Genomic DNA, 25,098 nt, shown 5'->3' on the forward strand with positions numbered 1-25,098 from the left:
GGAGCCGGGCCCGGGCGCCGCGGGGCCCGCCACGGGGTCAGTAGGCGCGGCGCTGGCGCATCGCGGACCGCTCGATGCGCTCGCGCGCCTCGAGCAGGCAGGAGGCGATCTCCTTCTCCCGCTCGGGAGTCAGCCGGGGGATCGGCACCGAGCAGCTGATGGCGTCGCGCGGCGGGTCGCTGATGTGCAGCGCGACGCCGAAGCACCGCAGCCCCTCGGTGTTCTCCTCGCGGTCCACCGCGTAGCCCTGCTTGCGCACCCGGCGCAGGTCGACCAGCAGCTCCTCGGCGTCGACGATCGTGTGGGCCGTCAGCGAGGGCAGCTCGGCGGGCAGCATCGCGCGTACCTCGTCCTCGTCCCTGCTCGCCAGGATCGCCTTGCCGAGCGACGTGGTGCTCGCCGGCAGCCGGCGGCCCACCCGCGAGAACGGCCGCAGGTAGTGCCGCGAGGCGCGCGTGGCGAGATACACGATGTCGAAGTGGTCGAGCCGGGCGAGGTGCACCGTCTCCCCCGTCACCTCGGCCAGCCAGTCCAGGGCGTCGTGCGCGAGCTGGACCACCGGGTCTCCGTCGATGTACGTCGCCCCGACCAGCAGAGCCCGCATGCCGATCCGATAGAGCGTGCCGGTGACGTCGGTCTCGATCCAGCCGAGGTCGACCAGCGTGCGCAGCAGGGCGTGCAGGCTGCTCTTGGGATAGCCCAGCTTGCCCTGAAGGTCGGTGAGGCTGTGCAGTCCGGGATACTGCGCGAAGAAGTCGAGCAGCTCGACCGTCCGGAGTGCCGATTTCACGTGCGGCACGGGTTCCGCCATGTGTACCTCCCTGACCCGCCTGTCCGCCTCCTATTGTGAGCCGGTTCCCCAGCTGGCGACCGTCCGGGAGGCGATGTAGTCCATATCCAGATCATCCCCCAGTCCGGGAGCGTCCGGCATCCGCACCCTGCCGTCGACGAGCGGGTCGACGATCGACCGCAGGTGCGGGGCGGGTGTGTCGTAGTCCGAATGCGGGTGCAGCAGCCCCCGCTCGTACCACTGCCCGCACAGCGTGGCGCCGATCACGGCCAGCGCGCCGGAGCCGTTGCCGTGGATCTCGCAGTCCATGCCGAACGACTCGGCCAGGTGGACGGCCTTGATCGCGGGGATGATCCCGCCGGAACCGACCACCCCCACCCTGAGGATGTCACAGGCGCCCGCCGCGACCCACTCGGCCCGGGCCATGTGCTTGCCCCAGGAGGTCTCCGGCCCGAGGATCGGCGTCTTCAGCTGGTCGGCGAGCCATCGGTACGACTGCACCGACGCCTCCTCCATGGGCTCCTCGTACCAGGTGAAGTTCAGCTCGTCGAGGGCCCGGCCGAGGGTCAGGGCCTCGGAGCGGGAGTACCAGTGGTTGCTGTCGAGCATGAGCGCGACGTCCGGGCCGACCGCCTCGCGGACCGCGGCGCACGCCTCGATGTCGCGGTCCACGCCGTACGGCATGGGGGGCATCCAGGTGTGCAGCTTGATCCCGCGGTAGCCGCGGGACACCAGTTCCTTGGCGAAGGCGGCGTAGTCCTCGGGAGTGGCCAGGCCGCCGGGGATGTCGTCGCCGCACATGGTGCTCGCGTAGGCGGGCACCTCGGAGCGGGCGCCGCCGAGGAGCTTCCAGACCGGCAGGCCGAGCTTGCGCCCCGCGAGGTCCCACAGGGCCTGGTCGGCGGCGCTGAGGGCGCGGTCGGACAGGTTGCCCTGGGCGCCCCGTTGCCTGCGGGCGACGCGGTGCCACAGCCGTTCCCGGTCGAGGCTGTCCTGGCCGATCAGCGCCGGGCCGATGTGGCCGGTGATCACCGACTCCCTGAGGGTGTCCGGCGCGGCCAGGCAGTACCCGGTCGCGCCGTCGCTGTCGGTGACGGCCAGCAGCGCCTCCCGCACCTCCCTGGGCGGCCCGGGATGCCGGTGGCCGTGCCCGTCCACCACGGATTTGGTGACCGTGGTGAAGACCGTGACGATGACGCGTTCGACGACCGCCATGGGCTCTTCCCTTTCCGTAGGTGAGTTCGGGGAGGGCCGGTGCGCGGTCAGGGACGCACCGGCCCGGTCCCGGATGCCGGCGGGCTCGATCAGCCGCCGGTCGCCTTCTTCCATTCGGCCTGGGCGTCGGTCAGCTTCTGCGCCAGGGTGTCGAGGAACTCCTGGGGCTTCATCTGGCCGAGCAGGACCTTCTGGAAGAGGGGCTCGGTGTCGGCCTTGGTGATGGAGGAGAACTGCGGCAGGTAGTAGGGCGGGGACACGACCTGGGTGCCCGGGTCGTTCAGCGTGTCGACGGCCGTCTTCACGTGCTGGAGGTCCTGCAGCCAGGAGTCGCCCTGCGCCTCGGTGTTGGCCGGGATCTGGCCGGTCTGCTGGTTCCAGTAGCTGTTGCCGTCGTGGGAGACCAGGAACTCCACGAACTTCCAGGCGGCGTCCTTGTGCTCGCTGTTCTTGAACACCGCGAACCCGTCCACGGGGTTGGCCACGATGGTGCGCTTGCCGCCCGGGCCGGTCGGCAGCGCGAAGGCGGCGATCTTGTCCTTGCCGTGCGCCTTGACGTGGTCGTTGTAGGAGCCCAGGTTGTGGTGCATCATCGCGATCTTCCCGGTGCCGAACGCGGCGACCATCTTCGGGAAGTCGTTGGTGACGTCGGCCTCGGGGGTGTCCTTCTTGTACAGCCCGGCCATCTTGGTGAGGAACTCGACGTTCTTCGGGTCGTTGACCGTGCTCTTGCCCGAGGCGTCGAAGAACTCGCCCACGCCCGAGTAGGAGTACATCTCGGCGAGGATCTGGAAGATCGAGCCGGCGCCGCCGCGGATGGTGTAGCCGTACTCGTCGGGCTTCTTGGTCAGCTCGTCGGCGCTCGTGAAGAACTCGTCCCAGGTGTTCGGCGCCTGCTGGAGCTTGTCCTTCAGGTACCACACCACGTCCATGTTGGAGGTGTTGGGCACGAGGTAGAGCTTGCCGTCGGGCACGGTCTTGCGGACCGAGTCGAGCATCGGCGTGGCCAGCTTGCCGTTCACCGAGCTCTTGGCGAGCCAGTCGTCGGCCGGCTCCAGCGCCTGCTGGCCGGTCAGGTTGGCCAGGTACGACGTGGTCACGCCGCCGACGTCGGGGGTGTCCCCGCCCGCGATGGCGGTGTCGTACTTCTGCTGGACGGACGCGATCGGGACGCCGACGTACTCGACGTGGATCGAGGGGTTGGCCGCCTCGAACCGCTTGATCAGCTCCTGGTAGATCGGGGTGCGGGTGCCCCCGTTGTTGTCCCAGAACGTGATGGTCGTCTTGCCGGACCCGTCGCCGGAACCCGAGCCCGAGTCCGACCCGCATCCGGTGGCGGTGACGGCGAGAACGGCGAGCGCCGCCCAGGCCACTTTCACTTTCATCTGTGTCCTCCTGCTCTCGACAGGCTGGTCTTCCGAATGGGTGGGGGGTGCTATCCCTTGACCGCGCCGGCGCTGATGCCGTGCACGAGATAGCGCTGGACCACAGCGAACACGCAGACCACCGGCAGGGCGGCGACGACGCCCCCGGCCGCCAGAGCCCCGAAGTCGGCGCTGTACTCCCCGATCGTGTAGCTGAGACCGACGGGGATCGTGAAGCTGTCCTGCTTGCTGACGAACATCAGCGCGAACAGGAAGTTGTTCCACGTGTGGATGAACGCGAACGACCCCACGGCGATCAGGCCGGGCCGCAGCTGCGGCAGCACGATCGCGAGGAAGCCGCGCAAGCGCGTGCAGCCGTCGACCATCGCGGCCTCCTCGACCGTGAACGGCACGGCCGAGATGAAACCGCTCATGAGGATGATCGACAGAGGCAGGTTGAACACGGTGTCGGCGAGCACGAGGCTCCCCAGGCTGTTGATCAGTCCGAGCGACTTGAAGATCGAAAACAGCGGGATCAGCATCATCGCGCCGGGGATGAACTGGGTGCACAGCAGCACGACCATGAACAGGCCCCGGCCGCGGAACCGGTAGCGCGCCAGCGCGTACCCGCCCATCACCGCGATGACCGTGGTGAACAGCAGCGACCAGACCCCGACGATCACGCTGTTCTTGAAGAACACCGCGTAGCCGATGTCGTTCCAGACGGTCTCGAAGTGCTCGAACGTGATCGGCCAGGGGACGGGGTCGGTCGATCCCGCCGGCCGCAGGGCGAACACGAGCATCCAGTAGAACGGCACGAGGGTGAAGACCAGGTACAGCCCGAGGGGGATGTAGAGCCGCAGCACGCGGCCGGGGTCCTTCCTCTTCGAACGACGGCGGCGTGCCCCCGCGGGCACCGCCGCCCGGCTGCGGGGGCGGGTCATGACGTCGGCGCTCATTGCGAAAACCCTCGCCTCTTCATCGGTCTCGGTCCTCCCCGAACCGGTTCAGCCGGAGGTAGAGGATGGAGCAGAACAGCAGGATCACGAAGCCCGCCATCGTCAGCGCCGAGCCGTAGCCGAAGTCCTTGGAGTCGACGGCGCGCTGGGCCACGTACAGCGGCAGCGTGGTCGTCGCCTGCGCGGGACCGCCGCCGGTGAGCGTGTAGAGCAGGTCGACGTTGTTGAACTCCCAGACCCCGCGCAGCAGCGTGGCCAGGACGATCGCGTCCCGCAGGTGCGGCAGCGTGACGTGGAAGAAGCGCCTCGTCCGGCCCGCCCCGTCCACCGCCGCGGCCTCGTACAGCTCGCCCGGGATGCCCTGCAGGCCGGCGAGCAGCAGGATCGCGAAGAACGGCACGCCGCGCCACAGCTCGGTCACCACGACGGCGGGGAAGACCGTGTCGGGGTTGCCGAGGACCGCCGCCTCCGGCTGCCCGAGAAACCGCAGCACCCCGGTGCTGGGGGTGTAGAGCAGGATCCAGATGCCCGTCGTCAGCACCCCGGAGACGGCCCACGGGGAGAAGACCAGCGACCGGGCGAGCCCCCGGCCGATGAAACTTTCATTGACGATGAGGGCGAGCGCGAGTCCGAGGAGCAACTGCAGGCCGACCTCGACGATCACCCACTTGGCGGTGAAACCGAGGCTCTGCCAGAACAGCTCGTCCTCGAACAGCATCCGCCGGAAGTTGTCCAGCCCGGCGAATCCGTTGGCCCATGGCCTGGTGAGGTTCTGGTGTTGCAGGCTGTAGTACGCGACGCTGCCGATGGGATAGACGAGGAACGCGGCGATGAGCGCGACCGTCGGCGAGATCAGCAGGTACGGCACGGCCCTGCGGCGCATCGTCGTCACCGGCGCATCTCCTCTGTGACTTTTCCGAACTCGGTCAGGACATATTCCTGAACTTCGTTCACAAGCGTGGACGGATCAACGGTGATGTTCGGGCCTCGGTCCTGTCAAGGACCCGTGTCCTTTTCGAAACATTCACCCTCTTGGAGCGCGCGTCTTGACCACGCGCCGCCGCGCGCCGTACGGTCCCGGTGTTCATGAATATGAATCGAGTTCAGATGGATGACGCAGAAGGATGACGGAGGATGCCGGTGACGTTCGACGGCCTGCTGTTCTTCCCGGTCACGCCGTGCGACGAGGAGGAGCGGCTCGACCTCGAGGTGTTCCGCCGGCACGTGCGGCAGGGCGTCGAGGCGGGGTGCGGCGCGGTGTTCGCCTGCTGCGGCACCGGTGAGTTCCCCTCGCTCAGCCTGCGGGACTACACCGCCTGCGTGGCCGCGGCCGTCGAGGAGGCCGCCGGGCGCGTCCCCGTGGTCGCCGGGACCGGCTACGGCACCGCGATGGCCCTGGAGTTCGCCAGAGCGGCCGAGGACGGCGGAGCCTCGGCCCTGCTCGCGCTGCCGCCGTACCTCGTCCAGGCGGGCCAGCACGGCCTGCGCCGCCACTACGAGGCGATCGCGGACGGCACCCGGCTGCCGGTCATCCTCTACCAGCGCGACAACGCCGTCTTCGAGCCGGAGACGGTCGCGGCGCTCGGGGAGCACCCGGGCGTCATCGGGCTCAAGGACGGCTACGGCGACCTCGGCCTCATGCGCCGGATCATCGAGGCCGCCCCGCCCTCCATGCTGTATTTCAACGGCCTGCCGACGGCGGAGCTGTCCCAGGCCGGCTACCGGGACCTCGGCGTGGTCCGCTACTCCTCCGCCGTCTTCTGCTTCCTCCCCGATCTCGCGCTCGCCTGCTACGAGGCGCTGCGGGACGGTCGCGACGACGTCGCGAACCGCCTGATCGAGGGCTTCTACCGGCCCCTGGTCGACCTGCGCGGCGAGGGCCCGGGATACGCCGTCTCGCTCATCAAGGCGGGCGTACGCCTGCGTGGTCTGGACGTGGGACCCGTCCGCCGGCCGCTGTCCGATCCCAGCCCCGAGCACCTCGACAGGCTCGCCGCGCTGATCGACCGCGGTCTCGCCCTTCTCGACGAACTGGAGCGGTCGCCCGATCCGGCCTGAGCGCCGGGCGACGAGTTTCGGGGGAGCGATCGCAGAACGGAGACAGTCATGCCCGGAAGATCCCTACTCCTGCCGGCCGCCCTCGTGGTCACGGCCGCCGTCCCCCTGCTCGGGCCGGGCCCCGCCGCGGCCGCCCCGCGGCCCGACCTCGGCAGGCAGACGCTGCCCGCGGGCGACGGCTGGGCCTCGGCCGGCACCGGCACCACCGGCGGCGCGGCGGCTCCCGCCGGAGGCGTCCGCGTGGTCACCGACCGCGCGGGCCTGGCCGCGGCCCTCGCCTCCCCCGGCCCCCGCATCGTCTACGTCAAGGGCGTCGTCGAGGTCGACAAGACCTGCGCGGACTTCGCCACCGGCGGCTACACGCTGGCCGGCTACCTCGCGGCGTACGACCCCGCGGTGTGGGGCCGCGACACCGAGCCGTCCGGGCCGATGGAGGACGCGCGGGCCGCCTCCGCCGCGGCGCAGACGAAGTACATCAAGCTCAAGGTGCCGTCGGACACGACCATCGTGGGCCTGCCGGGAGCGACCATCCGGGGCGTCAACCTGCACGTGGACAAGGCCGACAACGTCATCATCCGCAACATCCGGTTCGAGGACGCCGCCGACTGCTTCCCCCAGTGGGACCCCACGGACGGCGCCGAGGGCAACTGGAACTCCCTCTACGACAACATCTCGGTCACCGGCTCGACCCACGTCTGGATCGACCACAACACGTTCAGCGACGGAGACAACCCCGACTCGGCGCAGCCGGTCTACTTCGGCCGGCCGTACCAGGTGCACGACGGCCAGGCCGACATCACGGCCGGGTCCGACTTCGTGACCGTGTCGTGGAACAGGTTCACCGACCACGACAAGACCATGCTGATCGGCTCGACCAACAACCCCGCGACCGACCGGGGCAAGCTCAGCGTCACCGTGCACCACAACGAGTTCTCCGGCAACCTCCAGCGGCTGCCGCGTGTCCGCTTCGGCAAGGTGCACGTCTACAACAACTACTACCAGGTGCCCGACGCCGGGCCCTTCGAGTACGCCCTGGGCGTCGGGGTGGAGTCCCAGATCTACGCGGAGAACAACTATTTCCGGCTGAGCCGGAGCGTCGACCCCGCCGACCTGCTCTACAACTGGGGCGGCACGACGCTGACGGCCAAGGGCAACCTGCTGCGGGTCGGCGGCGAGGAGACCCCGATCGACCTGGTCGCCGTCTACAACGCCGAGAACGACCCCGACCTCGGCTCCGACGCGGGCTGGACCCCGGCCCTCCACACGACCGTCGACCCCGCCGCGACCGTGCGCAGGGAGGTCTCCCGGCACGCCGGGGCCGGCGAGATCCACTGACGGCCGGCGTCCGGCCCCTCCGCCCGGAGGGGCCGGGCGTCCCCCGGCGTCACGCGCCGGGGCGGCCCGGCGGCAGCCCCAGCTGGAGATACAGCTCCAGCTGGTCGTAGAAGACCTGCTGGTCGACGATAAGGCCGCCCTCGGTGCCGAAGAACCAGCAGCACCGTACGCTGACGTACCGCCCGGTGGCCCCGAGCACCTCGCCCGTGGTGATCGCGAACGGCCCGGTGTGCCTGCCGGTCCCCACCGCGGCGACCGCCGTGATCCCGCCGTCCGCGACCTTCTGCAGGACCGTGGCGTGGACGTCGGGGAATGCCTGCCAGATGCCGGTGTGGTAGGACGCCACCTCCGAGCGTCCTTCCGCCGGCCCGCCCGGGCCGACCGCGACGGGCTTGGCGCAGTAGCACCGCATCACCGCGTCCAGGTCGTGGGCGTTGTACGCGCTGAAATACCGGTCCACCACGTCGGCCACGGCGAGACCCCCGATCCTCGCACCTGGTAGTCCAGGTTATCGGGGCGGCGGCGGACCGGGCCAGGCCGGGAGGACCGGCCGATCGGGCGCCGCGCCGTCCAGGCCGAGCAGGCGCGTCAGCGCGTCCCGCAACCGGCGCCCCGGGCCCGCGGGCAGCTCGCGTGCGCGCCAGGCGACGAAGCCGTCGGGCCGGACGAGGGTCGCGCCGGTCGCCGTGATGCCGTAGGCGGCGAGGAACCGGTCCTCGGGGTCGCGCAGGCCGGCGCCGATCCGATGGACGGCCAGCCCGGCCTCCCGCGCGGCCGCGGCGGCCCACTCCCCGCCGTCCGGGCCGGTCAGCAGCGTGAAGGCGCCGGTGAACAGGTCGAGCGTGGACAACCTGGTCCCCGCCCGCTCCAGCCACACGTGCGGTGCGCGCAGGCCCGGGCGCCCGCTGGGGGCGCGGGGGTCCTCGGCCGGCGCCACGAAGCCCGGCGTCCCGAAACCCGGCGTCCCGAAACCCGGCGTCCCGAAACCCGGCGTCCCGAAGTCCGGTGTCCCGAAGTCCGGTGTCCCGAAGCCCGGCGTCTCCGGCACGATCGCCGCGGAGTCGTACCGGTAGCCGAAGATCATCGTCACGTCGTCGATCCCGGTGACGTCCCCTCCCGTGCGGCGGCCGGTGAGATGCCGCGTCGCGGTCTCCAGCGTCAGCCGCGCGACCGGGCGGCGTTCCCGCTCGTAGGTGTCCAGCAGCGCCTGTCCCGCCCGGCCCGCGAGCACGGCGGCGAGCTTCCACGCCAGGTTGTGGGCGTCGGCGATGCCGGTGTTCGCGCCGTACGAACCCGCGGGCGGCACGACATGGGCGGCGTCGCCCGCGAAGAACACCCGCCCGGCCCGGAACCGGTGCGCGACCCAGCCGCCGATCGTGCTGCGGGACACCATCCCCGGCCGCCCGGGCACCGGGGGCACGAGGGTGACGCCGAGGTCCGCCACCCCGGTCGCGAGGCGGGCCAGCTCGGCGCAACGCTCCTCCGGGAGGTCGCCGGGAGGCTCTCCCCGCTCCGGCTGCGAGGGCACGCCGAGCATCCACCGTCCGTACGTCCGCAGCGGCACCAGGACCGTGCCCGGCACCGGGCGGTCGAGGTAGGCCAGCAGGAAGCGCCGCCCCCGCAGCACGGCGGACAGATCGGCGTCGAAGACGAAATACGACACGTCGGTCGTGGGGCCGGACCGGTCCGCGCCGATGCCGAGCCGGTCGCGGATGCCCGCGCGGTGGCCGTCGGCGGCGACCAGGTAGTCGGCGCGGACCCGGAGTGCGGCCCCGGTGCCGAGATCGCGGACGACGGCCGTCACGCCGTCGTCGCCGGCGTCGAAGGAGACCAGCTCGGTGCCGAAGCACATCTCCGCGCCGCCGGCTTCGGCATGGGCGCGCACGATGCGCTCCAGCTCGTCCTGGTCGATCATCGCCCAGTCGGCGGGGCCGACCGCGGCGGGCGGCCGGACGTGCGCGAGCAGGTCGACGCGGAAACGCTCCCGGCCGGCGAGCGTCTCCGCGCCGATCATCTCCGGAAGGCCGGCCAGGATCGACTGACGCCCGCGGATCTCCTCCTCCAGGCCCGCGGCACGGTAGATCTCCATCGAGCGCGGGTTGAACGCGCGCGCCTGGGGCGTGATCGCCGTGGACGGATGCCGTTCGACCAGCATCGGGCGGACCCCCAGACGGGTGAGGAAGAGCGCGGCGGACAGGCCGGTGATGCCCCCTCCCACGATGAGGACGGCGGTCCTGCGGTCGTACGGTCCGGTCATCTGCGGCTCCCGTCTGTGCCCGTCCATGCCCGTCTGTGCCCGGGGGGTCGTCCGGGGATGCCGAGCCCCGCCTCCCCGATAATCAATCGAATCTATAATTGTGTCAATCATCCGATTGATTGTGGCCGCCGGCTATACGATCGGGGCGTGCCCACGAAGCCACGCCGCTCTCCCAAGCCCCAGGAACGGCAGCGCGACCCGGACCGCACCCGCCGGCTCATCCTGGACGCCGCGACGGTGGAGTTCGCCGCGCACGGGTACGCGGGGGCCCGGCTGAGCGCGATCGCCGCAAGGGCAGGGGTCAACCAGCAGCTGATCTCGTACTACTTCGAAGGCAAGGAAGGCCTCTACCGGGCCCTCGGGGAACGCTGGCGGGAGCGCCAGAGCGAGCTGGCGACGCCCGGCACGCCGCTGCCCGAGCAGCTCCGCCGGTACGCGCTGGAGGTGCTGCACGACCCGGACGGTGTCCGGCTGCTGGCGTGGAGCGGCCTGGAGTACGAAGGGCCGCGGACCGACCCCGACCAGGCGCCGCGCGCGGAGCGGCTGCGGGGCTACGTGGACGAGGTCCGCGCACGGCAGGCGGCCGGCCTGCTGCCGGACGAGGTGGACCCGGCCTGTCTCACCGTCATGCTGATGGCCGCCGCGATGGCGACCACGACGCTGCCGCACGTCGTCGAAGGCGTCTGCGGGGCCGATCCCCGCTCCCCCGAGTTCGTCCGGCACTACGCCGACCAGGTCGCCCTCCTCGGCCGGCTCCTCGGACTCGATCCCGGATAGGCGTCCGCGCCGCCCCCGAGCGTGAGCGGGGAAACACGTGCGTGAGCGGCGGGAACACGTGCGTGAGCGGGGAAACACGTGCGTGAGCGGCGGGAACACGTGCGGGAGCGGCGCGGAGACGCGTGCGACGGCGTCAGACGCGCAGCCGGCCGTCCACGCGCTGCGGCACACCGAGGGGGTTGTCGTCGCGCAGCTCCGGCGGCAGCAGATCCCCCGGCCAGTCCTGGTACGCCACGGGGGTCGTCCAGCGCCTGATCGAGGCCGCGCCGACGGAGGTGTGCGCCGGGGTGGTGGAGGCGGGCCAGGGGCCGCCGTGGTGCATCGCCCAGCAGACGGCGACGCCCGTGGGCCAGCCGTTCCAGATGAGCCGCCCCGCCAGCCGGTTGAGGGCCGGGACGAGGTCACGGGCCTCCTCGGGCGCGGCCGCGTGGACGGTCGCGGTCAGCGACCCGGGCAGCCGGCGCAGCACGGCGGGCAGGTCGCCGGGGGCGCGGTAGCGGACGACGATCGCCGCCGGGCCGAAGCACTCCTCCGCCAGCTCGGGCAGCCCGTCCGCGAACGCCTCCAGGTCGGCGGCGAAGACCTGCGGGGTGATGCCGTCCACCGTGCCTCCGCCGGCCAGCACGGTGAGCCGCTCGGCCAGCCGGCCGGACGCCCGCAGGTAGCCCTCGCGGATCTTGTCGGTGAGCATGGGCCCGCCGCCGGTCGCGCCGACCGCCTCGGCGACGGCCTGCTCGAAGCCGCCCTCCGCGGGGACGAACACCAGGCCGGGATTGGTGCAGAACTGCCCCACCCCCAGCGTCAGCGACGCCGCGAACCCCGAGGCCACCTCGGCGGGGTCGGCCGAGGGCAGCACGACGACCGGGTTGACGCTGCCCAGCTCGCCGTAGAACGGGATGGGGTCGGGGCGCTCGTCGATCAGCTTCTGGATGGCCGTCCCGCCCGCGACCGAGCCGGTGAAGCCGACCGCCGTGACGAGCGGGTGCTTCACCAGCGGAGCCCCGGTTTCGAACCCGTGCACGAGCCCGAGCAGCCCGGGGTCGGGCAGGGCCTGCCGTACGACGGAGGCGGTCAGGTCGGAGGTGCGGGGGTGCCCCTCGTGGGCCTTCACCACGACCGGGCAGCCGGCCGCGAGCGCCGACACCGTGTCGCCGCCCGCCACCGAGAACGCGAAGGGGAAGTTGCTGGCCGCGAAGACGGCCACGACACCGAGCGGGTGGTTCATCCGGCGCACGTCGGGACGCGGCGGGGTGGCGCCGGGGTCGGGGTGGTCGATCACCGCCTCCACCCACCCGCCGTCCCGCAGGACCTCGGCGAACAGGCGGAACTGCGCGGCCGTACGGGCGATCTCGCCGCGCAGCCGCGCCTCCGGCAGCCGGGTCTCCTCCGCCGCGGCCGGCCACAGCTCCTCGGCGTGCTTCAGCAGGGCGTCGGCGACGCCCTCGAGCACGGCGGCGCGCTCGGCCGGGGGCGTCGCCCGCCACGCCTCGCCCGCCGCGGCGGCCCGCTCCACCGCCGACTCGACGGCGTCGTTCACCTGGTCAGTCACCTCAGCCCCCCGATGCGAGATTCTCGACGTCGTAGCGGGGGCCGCAGAAGGCTCCCCCGACCAGCGAGTGCGGCAGCTCCCCGAGATCGGGCTCGCCGTGCTCGGCGATGAGCTTATCGGCGTAGATTTCCGCGTCGTCCTTGGGCTCGTAGCCGATGGCCCGGCCCTCTTCGAGTGACCACCAGCGGCGCGTGTTGGCCGAGACCCCCCACACCACGTGGAAGCCCTCCGCCGCGAGCGACGCCTCGGCCAGCCGCGCGCAGTCGTCCGGCGACAGCCAGGTCGACAGCATGCGCACGTCCCTGGGCCGCTCGAAGCACGAGCCGATCCGCAGGCAGGTCACGTGCATGCCGTACCGGTCGTGGTAGAGCGAGCCGAGCGCCTCCTTGGTCACCTTGCTCACGCCGTAGAAGGTGTCCGGGCGCGGGAACAGGTAGTCGGGGGCCTCGCCCGCGTCGCGCGGGAAGAACCCGACCGCGTGGTTGCTGCTGGCCAGCACGACGTGGCGCACCGCGGCCCGCCGCGCGGCCTCCAGCACCACGTAGGTGCCGTTGATGTTGACCTGCAGGATGTCCGCCCACGGCTGTTCGAGGCTGTGGCCGCCCAGGTGCAGCACCGCGTCCACGCCGTCCATCGCCGCGTCCATCGCCTCCGGGTCGGTGATGTCGGCGGTCACCGCCTCCTCACCCGGCCCCGCCTCCAGCGGGACGACGTCGAGCAGGCGCAGCACGCGCCCTTCCCCGGCCAACCGGGGTCGCAGCAGGGTGCCGACGCCGCCCGCCGCGCCGGTCATGAGAATTCGCATGTGCCTCCTGTCGGATCGGCCCTGCGGCGTGCGCGGCCCGGGGGCCCGCGCCGTCGGCGGCGCCCCGTGATCGTCCGCGCGGCGTACGGACCGTGTCAATGGCGAACGGCGCCAGTCTCGCAGCAATTCCCGACTGTTCACAAGTACGGGCATGATTCACATATCTGACCCGAGATCGATTCTTGACGCAACTGTTGCCAATTTTTATCGTCTTGCTCATCAGCACCCGCAATTGCGGAGCCCGTACGAGCATGTGAACAGGTGAGCCCCCACCTGGCGACCGAGCCGCCGAGGGGTGACCTCGGTTGACTTTCGCGAGATCGCACAGCTAGCGTCGTGGACATATTGAGGAACTTTGTCCATGTATATGGACATCAAGGGAGTGGGCGGATGCAGCTCGACGGCGTTCTCTTCTTTCCGGTCACACCGTTCGGCCCGGACGGTGAGCTGGCCGAGGACGTGCTGGCCACGCACGTGACGCGCGGTGTCACCGAGGGTGCGGGCGGAGTGTTCGCCGCCTGCGGCACCGGCGAGTTCAACGCGCTGGGCATCGACGAGTACGCGCGGGTGGTGCGCATCGCCGTCGAGTCGGCGGCCGGACGGGTTCCCGTCCTGTCCGGCGCCGGCGGCTCGCTCCCGTTCGCCCGCGAGTGCGCGCGCAGGGCCGCGGAGGCGGGCGCGGACGGCCTGCTGCTGCTGCCGCCGTACCTGGTGAGCGCGCCCGCGGAAGGGCTGGTGCGCTACGTCCGCGAGGTCGCGGCCGCCACCGACCTGCCGATCATCGTCTACCAGCGGGCCAACGCCCGTTTCACGGCCGCCGCCGCGGCGGCGCTGACCGAGATCCCCACCGTCGCGGGGTTCAAGGACGGTCTCGGCGACATCGACGCCATGCAGCGGATCGTCCTCGCCGTCCGGGAGGCGACCGACCGCGACTTCACGTTCTTCAACGGGCTGCCGACCGCCGAGATGACCGTGGCCGCCTATCGGGGCATCGGCGTCAGCCTGTACTCCTCCGCCGTGTTCTGCTTCCTGCCCGAGGTGGCCCTGGCCTTTCACAAGGCCGTGACCGCCGGGGACGACGACATGGTGCGACGCCTGCTCGGCGGCTTCTACCGGCCCCTGGTCGAGCTGCGCGACCTCGTGCCCGGCTACGCCGTCTCGCTCGTCAAGGCGGGCGTCGCCCTGCGCGGCCTCGACGTGGGCCGGGTCCGGCCACCGCTCGTCGACGCGGCCCCCGAGCACGTCGCCCGGCTGGACAAGCTCATCGCGACCGGACTGGAGCTGGTGGGATGAGGATCCGCGAGATCCACGTCACGCCGGTCGCCTTCCGCGACCCGCCGCTGCTGAACGCCGCCGGCGTCCACGAGCCGTGGGCGCTGCGCACGATCGTCGAGGTCGTCACCGACGAAGGGCTGACCGGTCTCGGGGAGACCTACGGCGACCTCGACCACCTCGTTCGCGTGCGGGCCGCCGCCGAGGCGCTGATCGGCCACGACGTCTACGGCGGTAACGCGATGTACGCCACCGTGGCCGGCCTCGTCGGAGCCGACGTCGTCACCGACCTGCACGGCCTGACCGGCACCTCCTCGCGGGCCAAGACCGTCGACCGGATCTTCTCCCCCTTCGAGGTCGCCTGCCTGGACATCCGCGGCAAGGCGGCGGGCCGGCCCGTCGTGGACCTGCTCGGCGGCCGGGTGCGCGACGCCGTGCCGTACAGCGCGTACCTGTTCTACAAGTGGGCCGGTCATCCGGGCGCGCCGGACGACGGGTTCGGCGCCGCCCTCGACCCCGAGGGGGTGGTCGAGCAGGCCCGCCTGCTGATCGGCAGGTACGGCTTCGGCTCGATCAAGCTCAAGGGCGGCGTGTTCCCGCCCGAGCAGGAGGTCGAGGCGGTCCACGCGCTGCGTGCGGCGTTCCCGGAGCACCCGCTGCGCCTCGACCCCAACGCCGTCTGGAGCGTGGAGACCTCCATCCGGGTCGGCCGCGAGCTCGACGGCGTGCTCGAATACCTGGAGGACCCCACCGAGGGCATCGAGAACATGGCGCGGGTCGCCGCCGAGGTGCCGATGCCGCTCGCCACGAACATGTGCGTCGTCACCCCCGAGCACATCCCGCCCGCCGTACGCCAGGGCGCGATCGGGGTGCTGCTGACCGACCACCACTACTGGGGCGGTCTGGTGCGCTCGGCGCACATCGCCACGCTGTGCGAGACCTTCGGCATCGAGCTGTCCATGCACAGCAACTCCCACCTCGGGATCAGCCTCGCCGCCATGACGCACCTGGCCGCCGCCACCCCGTCGGTCACCCACGCCTGCGACACCCACACCCCCTGGCAGGACGGCCAGGACGTGGTGGCTCCCGGCGCGCTGCGCTTCGTGGACGGCGCGGTCCCGGTGCCGGACGGCCCGGGGCTCGGGGTGGAGCTCGACCGCGACGCCCTCGCAATCATGAACGAGCAGTATGAGAAGTGCGGGGTCCGCTCCCGCGACGACACGACGTACATGCGGTCCGTCGACCCGTCCTTCTCCGCACGGAGGCCACGCTGGTGAACGTCATCTACGCCTACCCCTGGGACATCGTCGGCGACCCCGGCGCCGCCGCGCGCCTCAAGGCGCTCGGCGTCGACGCGGTGGCGCTCGCCGCGTCCTACCACACCACCCGCGCCGCCACCCCCGCCCACCCGGCGCACCGGCTGGTCGACGCCCGGCACGCGGCCTGCTACGTCCCCGTACGCGAGGAGGCGTGGAAGGGCAACCGGCTGGTGCCGGGAACGCCGTCGTGGGTGGACTCGGACGACCCGTTCGGGGAGGCCAGGGACGCGTTGCGCGCCGTGGGCCTGCCGGTCCAGGCGTGGACCGTGCTGACCCACAACACGCTGCTCGGCTCGGCCAACCCCGACCTGGTCGTCGTCAACGCCTTCGGTGAGACCTACCCGTACGCGCTGTGCCCGGCGGCGGCCGACGTGCGCGACTACTGCCGCACGCTGGTCCACGAGATCGTCGAGGTCGGCGACCCCGACGCGCTGATCCTGGAGGCGTGCGGCGCCCTCGGTTTCCGTCACGGCGGCCACCACGAGAAGACCGACGGCGCGGACTGGTCGCCCGCCCAGATCGCGCTGCTGTCGCTGTGCTTCTGCGCGGCCTGCCTGCGCCGCTACGAGACGGCCGGGCTGGACGTCGCCGAGGTCCGCGCGCGGGTGCGGGCGGGCGTCGACGGCGAGCCGGGCTCCGTCGAGGACGCGCTCGGCGACCTCGCCGACCCGGTGCGCGACCTGCGCACGGGCCTGGCCGGCGAACTGCGCGACCTGCTGCTGGCGGAGGCCCGGGCGATCCGGCCGGACCTGCGGATCGCCCTGCACGCCAACGCCGATCCGTGGGCGACCGGCCCGTTCGCGACCGTCCCCCCGGGGGTGGACGTCGACCTGCTCGTCGGCAACTGCTGGAACGCGCCCGAGGTGGACGAGGCCGGGTTGCGCGCCCTGGGCGGGCTCGGCCCCCGCGTGGGCGCGTACGTGCTGGCCCTGCCGCCGCGCCCGGCGGACGGCGCCGCGCTGTCGTTCCTGGCCGAGGCCTACACGGCGGCCGGCGCCGCCGAGATCCACTGGTACCACGGCGGTCTCGCCTCCGCGGCCCGGCTGAAGGCGATCGCGGAGGCCGTCCGCCGCTGAGCCGCGCCGCTCCCCACCGCGCCCGGCCCGGCGATGCGGGACAATCATGACCATGCGGTTCGGCATCCTCGGCCCGACGGAGGCGCGGCCCGACGGCGACCGCCCGGTGCCGGTCGGCGGGCCCGGGCTGCGCGCGCTGCTCGGCCTGCTGCTGCTGGGCGCCGGGAAGGTCGTCACCACCGACCGCCTGATCGACGGCCTCTACGGCGCGGAGCCGCCGTCCGGGGCGACGAACGCGCTGCAGGCCCAGGTGTCGCGGCTCCGCCAGCACCTCGGCGACCTGATCGTGCGGGAGCCGGCGGGCTACCGGCTGGCGGTGGACCCGGACGACGTGGACGCGTCCCGCTTCGAGCGGCTGGCGGCCGAGGGGCGGCGGGCGCTCGACGCGGGCGACCCCGCCCGGGCCGCCGGCCTGCTCGGCCAGGCGCTCGCCCTCTGGCGCGGGCCGGCGCTGGCCGACGTGCCCGACGCGCCGTTCGCGCCCGCCCAGGCGGCCCGGCTGGAGGAGCTGCGCCTGTCGGCGGCCGAGGACCTCGCCGAGGCGGGACTGGCCCTCGGGCGGCACCGCGACCTGCTGCCCGAGCTGCAGGAACGGGTCGCCGCGCAGCCGTTGCGGGAACGCTCGCGCGGGCAGCTCATGCGCGCGTTGTACGCCGCGGGCCGCCCGGCGGAGGCGCTGGCCGTCTTCGAGGACGCCCGGCGGGTGCTCGCCGGCGAGCTGGGCGCCGACCCGTCGGCGGAGTTGTCGGCGATCCACCTCGCGGTGCTGCGCTCCGACCCGGCGCTCGCCCCGGCCGCGCCCGCCGTACGGCCGGTGCCGCTCACCTCGCTCGTGGGCCGCGACGCCGAGCTCGAACGCATCGGCGCGCTGCTCGCCGAGGCCCGGCTCGTGACGCTCACCGGCCCGGGCGGCACCGGGAAGACCCGGCTGGCGATCGAGGCGGCCGCCCGGTGGCCGGGCGAGGTGTGCCTCGTGGAACTCGCCCCGCTGACCGACGGCGCCGACGTGCCGCAGGCCGTGCTCGGCGCGCTCGGGCTGCGGGAGAGCGCCGTGCCCATCCCCGTGCCCATCCCCGTGCCCATCCCCGGTCCCGGCACCCGGCCGGGCCCGGCCGATCCCCTCGCCCGCCTGGTGGCGGCCCTGACCCTGCGGCCGGTGCTGCTCGTGCTCGACAACTGCGAGCACGTCGTGGACGAGGCGGCCCGGCTCGCCGACCGGCTGCTCGCGGCGTGCCCCGGCCTGCGCGTTCTGGCCACCGGCCGGGAGGCGCTGGGCATCACCGGCGAGCGCCTGTGTCCCGTCCCCCCACTGCGGGTCCCGCCGCCCGGCGGCGAGGACGGCGCCGAGGACGCCCTCGCCTATCCGGCCGTACGGCTGTTCGCCGAGCGGGCGGCCGCCGTACGGCCCGGCATCGCCTTCGGTCCCGGCGACGTCGGGCACGTGCTGCGGATCTGCCGGGCGCTCGACGGGCTGCCGCTGGCGCTCGAACTGGCCGCCGCCCGGTTGCGCTCGCTCCCCCTGGCCCAGATCGCCGCCCGCCTCGGGACCGACGATCCCGGACCGGAGGGCGGCGCTCCCCGCTTCGCGCTGCTGTCGCGCGGCAGCCGTACGGCGCAGCCGCGCCACCGGACGCTGCGCGCGGTCGTCGAGTGGAGCTGGGAGCTGCTCGACGAGCCGGAACGCGCGCTCGCGCGGCGGCTGACGGTCTTCGCGGGCGGCGCGACGCTGGAGGCGGCCGAGCGGGTGTGCGGCCTGCCCGACACCGACGGCGTGCTCGCCTCGCTGGTGGACAAGTCCCTCGTCGAGGTGGTGGACGACCGCTACCGGATGCTGGAGACGATCCGCGCGTTCTGCGCCGAACGGCTGGCCGAGGCCGGTGAGAGCGAGTCCACGCGGCGGGCTCACCTCGCGTACTTCCTGGACCTGGCCGCCACGGCGGACCCGCACCTGCGCGGGCCGGACCAGGTCGAGTGGCTGCGCAGGCTGGACGGCGAGCGCGACAACCTGCAGGCCGCCCTGCGCCGCGCCGTACGCGCCGGTGACGTGGCGCCCGCGCTGCGGCTGCTGTCGGCGGTGACCGGCTACTGGCTGCTGCGCGGGCTGCGCGGCGAGGCGGCCCGGCCGGCCGCCGAACTGCTGGGCGGGATCGGCGGCACGCCCCCCGAGGGGCTGGAGGAGGAGCACGTCGTGTGCGCCTGCCTCGTGGCCTGGGGCGGGACGGGCGGGCCCGCCGTGGACGGGCTCGTGGCCGAGGTCGTCCGGCGGACCTACGTCCTGCCCATGCCGCCCCGCCAGCCGTTCCTGCTGGTGCTGCAGGCGATGATCAGCGGTCCTCCCACGAGAGAGCAACTCCACACGATGGAGGACCTGTTCCGCGTGTTCGACCGCGACCCGTGGACGCGGACGCTGAGCCGCTTCAGCCTCTCCTATCTCAAGGTGTTCGACGGCCGGCTCACGGAGGCCGAGCACGAGCTCACCGGTGCGCTGCGGCAGGCCCGCGCCGTGGGGGACATCTGGCTCCGGGTGCTGGTGCTGTCCGCCATGGCGGACGTCGCCGACCGGAGGGGGGACCACGAACGGGTCGAGGCGCTGACCAACGAGGCGCTCGACCTGGCCGAGCGGCTGGGCGCCGCGTCGGACGTCGCGGAGACCCTCTGCCGGCGCGGCTGGGCGCGGATGCGCTCCGGACTCGCGGACGCCGCGAAATCCGACTTCGAGCGCGGCGCCGAGCTGTCGCGGCGGACCGGCGCCCCGGAGACCCTCGCGGCGGCGCTCCTCGGGCTCGGCGAGCTCGCCCGGCTGGCGGGCGACGTGACCGGGGCCCGGCGCCGCTACGAGGCGGCCCTGGCGGAGTGCACGAGCGCGTGGTTCAGCGTGGAGGAGACCCGCTCGCGCGTCTACCTGGCGCTGGGCTGGGCCGCGCAGATGTCGGGCGCCGCCGCCGAGGCGCTGGCGTGGCACCGGCGCGCCCTCACCACCGTGCCCGGCACCCGCAGCCTCGGGATGACCGCCGCGGTCGCGGAGGGGGTCGCCGGCGTCGCGCTGCTGGAAGGAGACCGCGGGCGGGCGGCCTGGCTGCTGGGCGTGGCCGCCGCCCTGCGCGGCGCACCCGCCGCCGGCGACCCGGACGTCGCCCGGATCGAGGCGGGCTGCCGGACCGTCCTCGGCGGTGACGCCTTCGACCGGGCGTACGCCCAGGGCATGGTCTACGCACAGGAGCGGGTGCCGGTCGCGGGGGGCATCACGGGGAGCACGGACGACGCGGCGCTGACCATCGTCGAAGGGCACCTGTCAGCGCTCGGTGGGTGAACGGTCAGCATCCGGGCGCACGCTTGCGGCCATGAACGACACCTCCCGCAAGTGGGGCACGCTGGTCATCGCCTGCCTGGCCATGCTCCTGCTGTCCGTCGACCTCACCGTGCTGCACCTCGCCCTGCCCAAGCTCGGCGAGGACCTCGCCCCCTCGGCCACCCAGCTGCTGTGGATCGCCGACATCTACGGCTTCGCCCTGGCCGCGCTGCTCGTCACCATGGGCAACCTCGGCGACCGGATCGGGCGCAGGCGGCTGCTGCTCGCCGGACTGGCCGCCTTCGGCGCGGCCTCGGTGCTGACGGCGTACGCGCCGAACGCCCCCCTGCTGATCGCGGCCCGCGCGCTGCTCGGCGTGGCCGGCGCGACGATCATGCCGTCGACGCTGTCGCTGGTCCGCAACGTGTTCGCCGATCCGAAGGAGCGGACCACCGCGGTCGGCATCTGGAGCAGCGTCGGGGCGGTCGGGTTCGCCCTCGGGCCCATCGTCGGCGGCCTGCTGCTCGGCCACTTCTGGTGGGGCTCGGTCTTCCTGATCAACGTGCCCGTCGTCGCGGCCGTCCTGGCCGCCGGGCTCGTCGTGCTGCCCGAGTCGCGCAACCCCCGCCCCGGCAGGCTCGACCTCGTCAGCGTCCCGCTGTCCGCCGTGGGCGTGCTCGGCCTGATCTACGCGATGAAGGAGGCCACGACCGGAGGCGTCGCGCGGCCCTCCGTGATCGCCGCCGCGGTGATCGCGGTCGCCGCGCTGGTCCTGTTCGTCCGGCGGCAGACCCGGCTGGCCGAGCCGCTGATCGACATCGCGCTGTTCCGGCGGCGCGCGTTCGCGGCCACGGTCGGCGCCGAACTGGTCGCGGTCTTCGCGATGCTCGCCATGTCGGTGGTCTTCGCGCAGTACTTCCAGCTGGTCCTGGGCTGGTCGCCGCTGACCGCCGGGCTCGCCGGCATGCCGGGCGGCCTGGCCGGAGGCGTCGGCGGCGCGCTGTCCGGGGTGCTCGTGCACCGGTGGGGACGCGGGCCGGTCGTCGGCCTCGGGCTCGTGCTGACCGCGATCGGGTTCATCCTGTTCAGCCGGATCGGCATGGAGACGCCCTATCTCTACATGCTCGCCGCCATGCTCATCCAGGGCGTCGGGATGGGCTTCACGTTCGCGGTGACCGGTGACACGGTGCTCGCCTCGGTGCCCAAGGAGCGGGCCGGCGCGGCTAGCGCGATCTCCGAGACCGCCCACGAGATGGGCGGCGCGCTCGGCATCGCCGTGCTCGGCACCGTGCTGACCAGCGCCTACCGAAACGGCCTGGCGCTTCCGCCCGGGCTGCCCGAGGGCGCGGCGGCCGAGGCCCGCGACACGCTCGCGGGCGCGCTGAAGGCCGCCGCCGCGCTGCCGGGCGACGCCGCGGGGGCCGTCGCGCAGGCCGCGCGGCAGGCGTTCGTCGAGGGCATCCACGTCACCGTGCTGACCGGCGCGGCGATCCTGCTCGTCCTGGCGGTCGCCGTACCGTTCGCGCTGCGCGGCGTGCCCAAGGTGATCCCGGACACACAGGAGGAATCGGTGGACGAGCCGGTCCCGGTCAAGTGACCCCTGCTCAGGTCACCTGGGACAGCCAGCGGTCGTGGGCGCCGCCGAAGGGGCCGGTGCGCGCGCCCACGGCCTCCATCAGCCAGGCGGCCGAACGCTCCGCCTGACGGACGATCTCCTCCGGGTAGCCGTACCGCACCTGGTGGACGGCGAACTCGTCCTCGTCGTCCAGGATGAGCCGGCCGTCCCGCATCCGGAGCACGTCGAGGTCGAGGTCGGCCATGGTGATCCGGCCGTCGCCGCGGACGGGCACCGTGGTGACGTCACAGTAGATCGCGCACCTGTTCGGCCGGGCGTTGAACGTGGCCGTCCACCACGCGTTGCGGGGGAACAGCATCACGAAAGGGTCCGGCCAGACCACCGGCGGCTCGCTCCCCCGCCGGCCGACGGTGCCCGCGGGACAGCCGGTCCAGACGCCGTGCTCGTCCTCGCCCAGCACCCGCGCGTGCTGGTGCCAGTGCAGCGACCCGCCGTACTTGCGGTAGATGATCCTCGCCTCGGACACGGGCGGGACGCTACGCCACGCCCGTCTCCGAGTACAACGGGATTGTCCGTCAGACCTCGACGACCACCGGAATGATCATCGGGCGGCGGCGGTAGGTGTCGCTGACCCAGCGCCCCACCGTACGCCGGATGGTCCGGCGGATCTGCATCTCGTCGGCCACCCCCGCCGCCGCGACCTCCTGCAGCGCGGTCTCGAGCTGCGGGATGACCGCGTCGAACGCGTCGGGGTCGATGCCCGAGCCCCGGGCGGTGATCTGCGGTCCGCCGGTGAGCTTCCCGGTGGTGGAGTCCACGACGACGACGATGGAGATGAACCCCTCGTCGCCCAGGATGCGCCGGTCCTTGAGGGCCACGTCGGTGATGTCGCCCACGGAGGTGCCGTCCACGAAGACGTACCCGCACGGGACCGCGCCGGTGATCCTCGCCTGGCCGTCGACGAGGTCGACGACCACGCCGTCCTCGGCGATCACGATGTTCTCCCGGGGGACGCCGGTCAGCTCGGCCAGCGCGGCGTGCGCCCGCAGGTGCCGCCACTCCCCGTGCACGGGCATGAAGTTGGACGGCTTGGTGAGGTTGAGCACGTACAGCAGCTCGCCCGCGGCGGCGTGGCCCGAGACGTGCACCCGCGCGTTGCCCTTGTGGACCACCCGCGCGCCCCAGCGGTTGAGGCCGTTGATGACCTTGCTGACGGCCGTCTCGTTGCCCGGCACCAGCGACGAGGCGAGCAGGACGGTGTCGCCCTCGGCGATCCTGATCGGGTGGTCGCGGTTGGCCATGCGCGACAGCGCCGCCATCGGCTCGCCCTGGGAGCCGGTGCAGATCAGCACCACGTCCTCCGGCGGCCACTCCTCGATCTCCCGGGAGTCCACGAGCAGGCCACCGGGCACCTTCAGGTAGCCGAGTTCGCGTGCCACGCCCATGTTGCGGACCATCGACCTGCCGATGAGCGCGACCTTGCGGCCGTGCTTCTCGGCCGCGTCCATGATCTGCTGGACGCGGTGGATGTGCGAGGCGAAGCTCGCGACGATGATCCGCTTGGACGCGCTGCGGAAGACGTCGTCGATGACCGGCGCGATCTCCCGCTCACTGGTGACGAAGCCCGGCACCTCCGAGTTGGTGGAGTCGGACATCAGCAGGTCGACGCCCTCGGCCCCGAGCCGGGCGAACGCGCCGAGGTCGGTCAGCCGCCCGTCCAGCGGAAGCTGGTCCATCTTGAAGTCGCCGGTGTGCAGGACGAGACCCGCAGGGGTGCGGATCGCCACGGCGAGCGCGTCGGGGATCGAGTGGTTCACCGAGACGAACTCGCACTCGAACGGCCCGAACGAGCGCCGCTCGCCCTCGACCACCTCGACCTTGACCGGCTGCATCCGGTGCTCGGTCAGCTTGCTCTCGATCAGCCCGAGCGTCAGCCGCGAGCCGACGATCGGGATGTCGCGCCGCTCCCGCAGCAGGTACGGCACCGCGCCGATGTGGTCTTCGTGGGCGTGCGTGAGCACCAGTGCCTCGATGTCGTCGAGGCGCCCCCGTATGTAGTCGAAGTCGGGCAGGATGAGATCCACGCCCGGCTGGTCCGGCTCGGGGAACAGCACGCCGCAGTCCACCACGAGCAGGCGGCCGTCGTACTCGAAGACCGCCATGTTGCGGCCGATCTCACCGAGACCGCCCAGCGCGACGACGCGCAGGCCGTTCTCCGGCAGCGGCGGAGGCGGCCCGAGCTCGGGATGCGGATGACTCATGCCGCCCCCCTCGCCCCGCGCCGTCCGCCGTCGGCGCCCACGCGTCGTTCCCTATGTTCGTTTTCTCTGTACACGTCGCTCATTCGACTCCATCTGCTGATCTAATCCACAAGCTTGAGACCCCCCGTGATGAGGTCCTCGCGAAGCGCCGCGATCTGTTCCCGGGTGGCGTCCACGAGCGGCGGCCGGACGTACCCGGCGTCCTGGCCCACCAGTGTGAGCGCCGCCTTGACCATGATCGCGCCCTGGGTGCGCGTCATGATCGCCGAGACCACCGGGAGGAGCCGGCGGTGGACGGCAAGTGCGTTCCCGACATCGCCCGACCGGTAGGAGTCGACCATCGAGGCCAGCTCCGCGCCCGCCACATGGCCCACGACGCTGACGTACCCGGCCGCGCCGACGGACAGCCACGGCAGGTTCAGCAGGTCGTCGCCGGAGTAGAAGACGAGGTCGGTGGAGGACATCACCTGCGAGGCCGCGAACAGATCGCCCTTGGCGTCCTTGACGGCGGCGATGCGCGGATGCTCGGCCAGCCGGAACAGGGTCTCGGTCGTGATGGGCACCCCGGCACGGCCGGGAATGTCGTACAGCATCACCGCAAGGCCGGTCGCGTCCGCGACGGCCGTGAAGTGCCGGAGCAGGCCCTCCTGCGGCGGTTTGTTGTAGTACGGGGTCACCACCAGGAGACCGTGCGCACCCGCGCGCTCCGCGGCCCGGGCCAGCTCGACGCTGTGCCGGGTGTCGTTGGTGCCGACGCCGGCCACGACCGTGGCCCGGTCGCCCACGGCCTCGACGACCGCGCGGAGGATGCGGTCCTTCTCCTCGTCGGAGGTGGTGGGGGACTCCCCGGTGGTACCGCTCACGACCAGTCCGTCGTTGCGCTGCTCGTCCACGAGATAGGCGGCGAGCCGCTGGACGCCCTCATAGTCGACGGCGCCGTTCGAGTCGAACGGTGTGACCATCGCGGTCAGCGTGCGGCCGAAGGGGGCGTCGGAAGTTCCAGTAGGCGATGCCATAGACCGAACGGTACCCGGATCCGCAGGGGTGATGGACCTCGCCACCCCGTTATGTCCAGTACCGTCCCGCGGTGCCATCCGACAGCGGAAGAGGCCGCCGATATGTGCTCGGGGGTACACACATCAGCGACCTCTAACCGGGAATCGCCGCGCCTTACGCGGACGTTACATGCCGCTGGC

General features: G+C 72.6%; 20 protein-coding genes. 8 read left to right on the plus strand and 12 right to left on the minus strand.

Annotation, left to right across the window (positions count from 1 at the left end):
• Window positions 1-37: 37 nt before the first annotated feature.
• From AAH991_RS20980 to AAH991_RS21000, 5 genes are all read right to left on the minus strand, one after another.
• Complete coding sequence (locus AAH991_RS20980; protein WP_346227565.1) at window positions 38-811, minus strand: IclR family transcriptional regulator; 774 nt, start codon at window positions 809-811, stop codon at window positions 38-40.
• Window positions 812-841: 30 nt separating this feature from the next.
• Window positions 842-2,005: an enolase C-terminal domain-like protein gene (locus tag AAH991_RS20985; protein WP_346227566.1), complete on the minus strand. Its 1,164-nt coding sequence runs from the start codon at window positions 2,003-2,005 to the stop codon at window positions 842-844.
• Between the two features lie 89 nt (window positions 2,006-2,094).
• Complete coding sequence (locus AAH991_RS20990) at window positions 2,095-3,390, minus strand: ABC transporter substrate-binding protein (RefSeq protein ID WP_346227567.1); 1,296 nt, start codon at window positions 3,388-3,390, stop codon at window positions 2,095-2,097.
• Window positions 3,391-3,440: 50 nt separating this feature from the next.
• Entirely contained in the window at window positions 3,441-4,328 is an 888-nt protein-coding gene (locus tag AAH991_RS20995; protein WP_346227568.1) for a carbohydrate ABC transporter permease, read from the minus strand.
• Between the two features lie 19 nt (window positions 4,329-4,347).
• Window positions 4,348-5,211: a carbohydrate ABC transporter permease gene (locus tag AAH991_RS21000; RefSeq protein ID WP_169979830.1), complete on the minus strand. Its 864-nt coding sequence runs from the start codon at window positions 5,209-5,211 to the stop codon at window positions 4,348-4,350.
• Window positions 5,212-5,462: 251 nt separating this feature from the next.
• Here AAH991_RS21000 and AAH991_RS21005 point away from each other — a divergent pair, with 251 nt between their 5' ends.
• Together AAH991_RS21005 and AAH991_RS21010 are read left to right on the plus strand one after the other, a co-directional pair.
• Complete coding sequence (locus tag AAH991_RS21005) at window positions 5,463-6,386, plus strand: 5-dehydro-4-deoxyglucarate dehydratase (RefSeq protein WP_346227569.1); 924 nt, start codon at window positions 5,463-5,465, stop codon at window positions 6,384-6,386.
• A 48-nt stretch (window positions 6,387-6,434) separates the two neighbouring features.
• A complete protein-coding gene (locus AAH991_RS21010) occupies window positions 6,435-7,721 on the plus strand; it encodes a pectate lyase family protein (RefSeq protein ID WP_346227570.1) in 1,287 nt (428 codons plus the stop codon).
• Window positions 7,722-7,770: 49 nt separating this feature from the next.
• Here the strand turns inward: AAH991_RS21010 and AAH991_RS21015 are convergent, their stop codons facing one another.
• Together AAH991_RS21015 and AAH991_RS21020 are read right to left on the minus strand one after the other, a co-directional pair.
• On the minus strand, window positions 7,771-8,193 hold the full coding sequence (locus tag AAH991_RS21015) for an ester cyclase (protein WP_346227571.1): 423 nt from the start codon (window positions 8,191-8,193) through the stop codon (window positions 7,771-7,773).
• Between the two features lie 36 nt (window positions 8,194-8,229).
• Window positions 8,230-9,978: an FAD-dependent monooxygenase gene (locus AAH991_RS21020; protein WP_346227572.1), complete on the minus strand. Its 1,749-nt coding sequence runs from the start codon at window positions 9,976-9,978 to the stop codon at window positions 8,230-8,232.
• A gap of 147 nt (window positions 9,979-10,125) precedes the next feature.
• On the opposite strand from AAH991_RS21020, the gene AAH991_RS21025 reads away from it, so the two are divergent.
• The gene (locus AAH991_RS21025; protein WP_346227573.1) at window positions 10,126-10,755 is read left to right on the plus strand and encodes a TetR/AcrR family transcriptional regulator; all 630 of its coding nucleotides are present in this window, start codon (window positions 10,126-10,128) and stop codon (window positions 10,753-10,755) included.
• A gap of 133 nt (window positions 10,756-10,888) precedes the next feature.
• Here AAH991_RS21025 and AAH991_RS21030 read toward each other — a convergent pair whose 3' ends face one another.
• Window positions 10,889-12,304 (minus strand): aldehyde dehydrogenase (NADP(+)), encoded by a 1,416-nt coding sequence (locus AAH991_RS21030; RefSeq protein ID WP_346227574.1) that lies wholly within the window; start codon window positions 12,302-12,304, stop codon window positions 10,889-10,891.
• Between the two features lies 1 nt (window position 12,305).
• Window positions 12,306-13,109 (minus strand): NAD-dependent epimerase/dehydratase family protein, encoded by an 804-nt coding sequence (locus AAH991_RS21035; RefSeq protein WP_346227575.1) that lies wholly within the window; start codon window positions 13,107-13,109, stop codon window positions 12,306-12,308.
• A gap of 390 nt (window positions 13,110-13,499) precedes the next feature.
• Between AAH991_RS21035 and AAH991_RS21040 the strand changes: the two genes are divergently transcribed.
• From AAH991_RS21040 to AAH991_RS21060, 5 genes are read left to right on the plus strand one after another with little or no spacing between them, the layout of a single operon-like run.
• Window positions 13,500-14,402 carry a 5-dehydro-4-deoxyglucarate dehydratase gene (locus AAH991_RS21040; protein WP_346227576.1) on the plus strand — a complete coding sequence of 301 codons (903 nt, stop codon included), beginning with the start codon at window positions 13,500-13,502 and terminating at the stop codon, window positions 14,400-14,402.
• Window positions 14,399-15,658 carry a glucarate dehydratase family protein gene (locus tag AAH991_RS21045; RefSeq protein WP_346227577.1) on the plus strand — a complete coding sequence of 420 codons (1,260 nt, stop codon included), beginning with the start codon at window positions 14,399-14,401 and terminating at the stop codon, window positions 15,656-15,658. The genes AAH991_RS21040 and AAH991_RS21045 overlap by 4 nt, the downstream gene beginning before the upstream one ends.
• Window positions 15,655-16,776, plus strand: a complete 1,122-nt coding sequence (locus tag AAH991_RS21050; RefSeq protein WP_346227578.1) for a hypothetical protein — start codon at window positions 15,655-15,657, stop codon at window positions 16,774-16,776. The genes AAH991_RS21045 and AAH991_RS21050 overlap by 4 nt, the downstream gene beginning before the upstream one ends.
• 52 nt (window positions 16,777-16,828) lie before the next feature.
• Window positions 16,829-20,086 (plus strand): AfsR/SARP family transcriptional regulator, encoded by a 3,258-nt coding sequence (locus AAH991_RS21055; RefSeq protein WP_346227579.1) that lies wholly within the window; start codon window positions 16,829-16,831, stop codon window positions 20,084-20,086.
• Between the two features lie 31 nt (window positions 20,087-20,117).
• Window positions 20,118-21,662, plus strand: coding sequence for a DHA2 family efflux MFS transporter permease subunit (locus tag AAH991_RS21060; RefSeq protein WP_346227580.1), 1,545 nt, complete (start codon window positions 20,118-20,120; stop codon window positions 21,660-21,662).
• Window positions 21,663-21,669: 7 nt separating this feature from the next.
• Here AAH991_RS21060 and AAH991_RS21065 read toward each other — a convergent pair whose 3' ends face one another.
• The 3 genes from AAH991_RS21065 to dapA form a co-directional block, all read right to left on the minus strand.
• Window positions 21,670-22,167, minus strand: a complete 498-nt coding sequence (locus AAH991_RS21065; RefSeq protein ID WP_346227581.1) for a DUF402 domain-containing protein — start codon at window positions 22,165-22,167, stop codon at window positions 21,670-21,672.
• A 49-nt stretch (window positions 22,168-22,216) separates the two neighbouring features.
• The gene (locus AAH991_RS21070) at window positions 22,217-23,902 is read right to left on the minus strand and encodes a ribonuclease J (protein ID WP_346227582.1); all 1,686 of its coding nucleotides are present in this window, start codon (window positions 23,900-23,902) and stop codon (window positions 22,217-22,219) included.
• Between the two features lie 101 nt (window positions 23,903-24,003).
• Complete coding sequence (dapA, locus tag AAH991_RS21075; RefSeq protein WP_346227583.1) at window positions 24,004-24,918, minus strand: 4-hydroxy-tetrahydrodipicolinate synthase; 915 nt, start codon at window positions 24,916-24,918, stop codon at window positions 24,004-24,006.
• Window positions 24,919-25,098 lie beyond the last annotated feature (180 nt).

It is taken from the genome of Microbispora sp. ZYX-F-249 (genome assembly GCF_039649665.1).
Classification (GTDB): Bacteria; Actinomycetota; Actinomycetes; order Streptosporangiales; family Streptosporangiaceae; genus Microbispora; species Microbispora maris.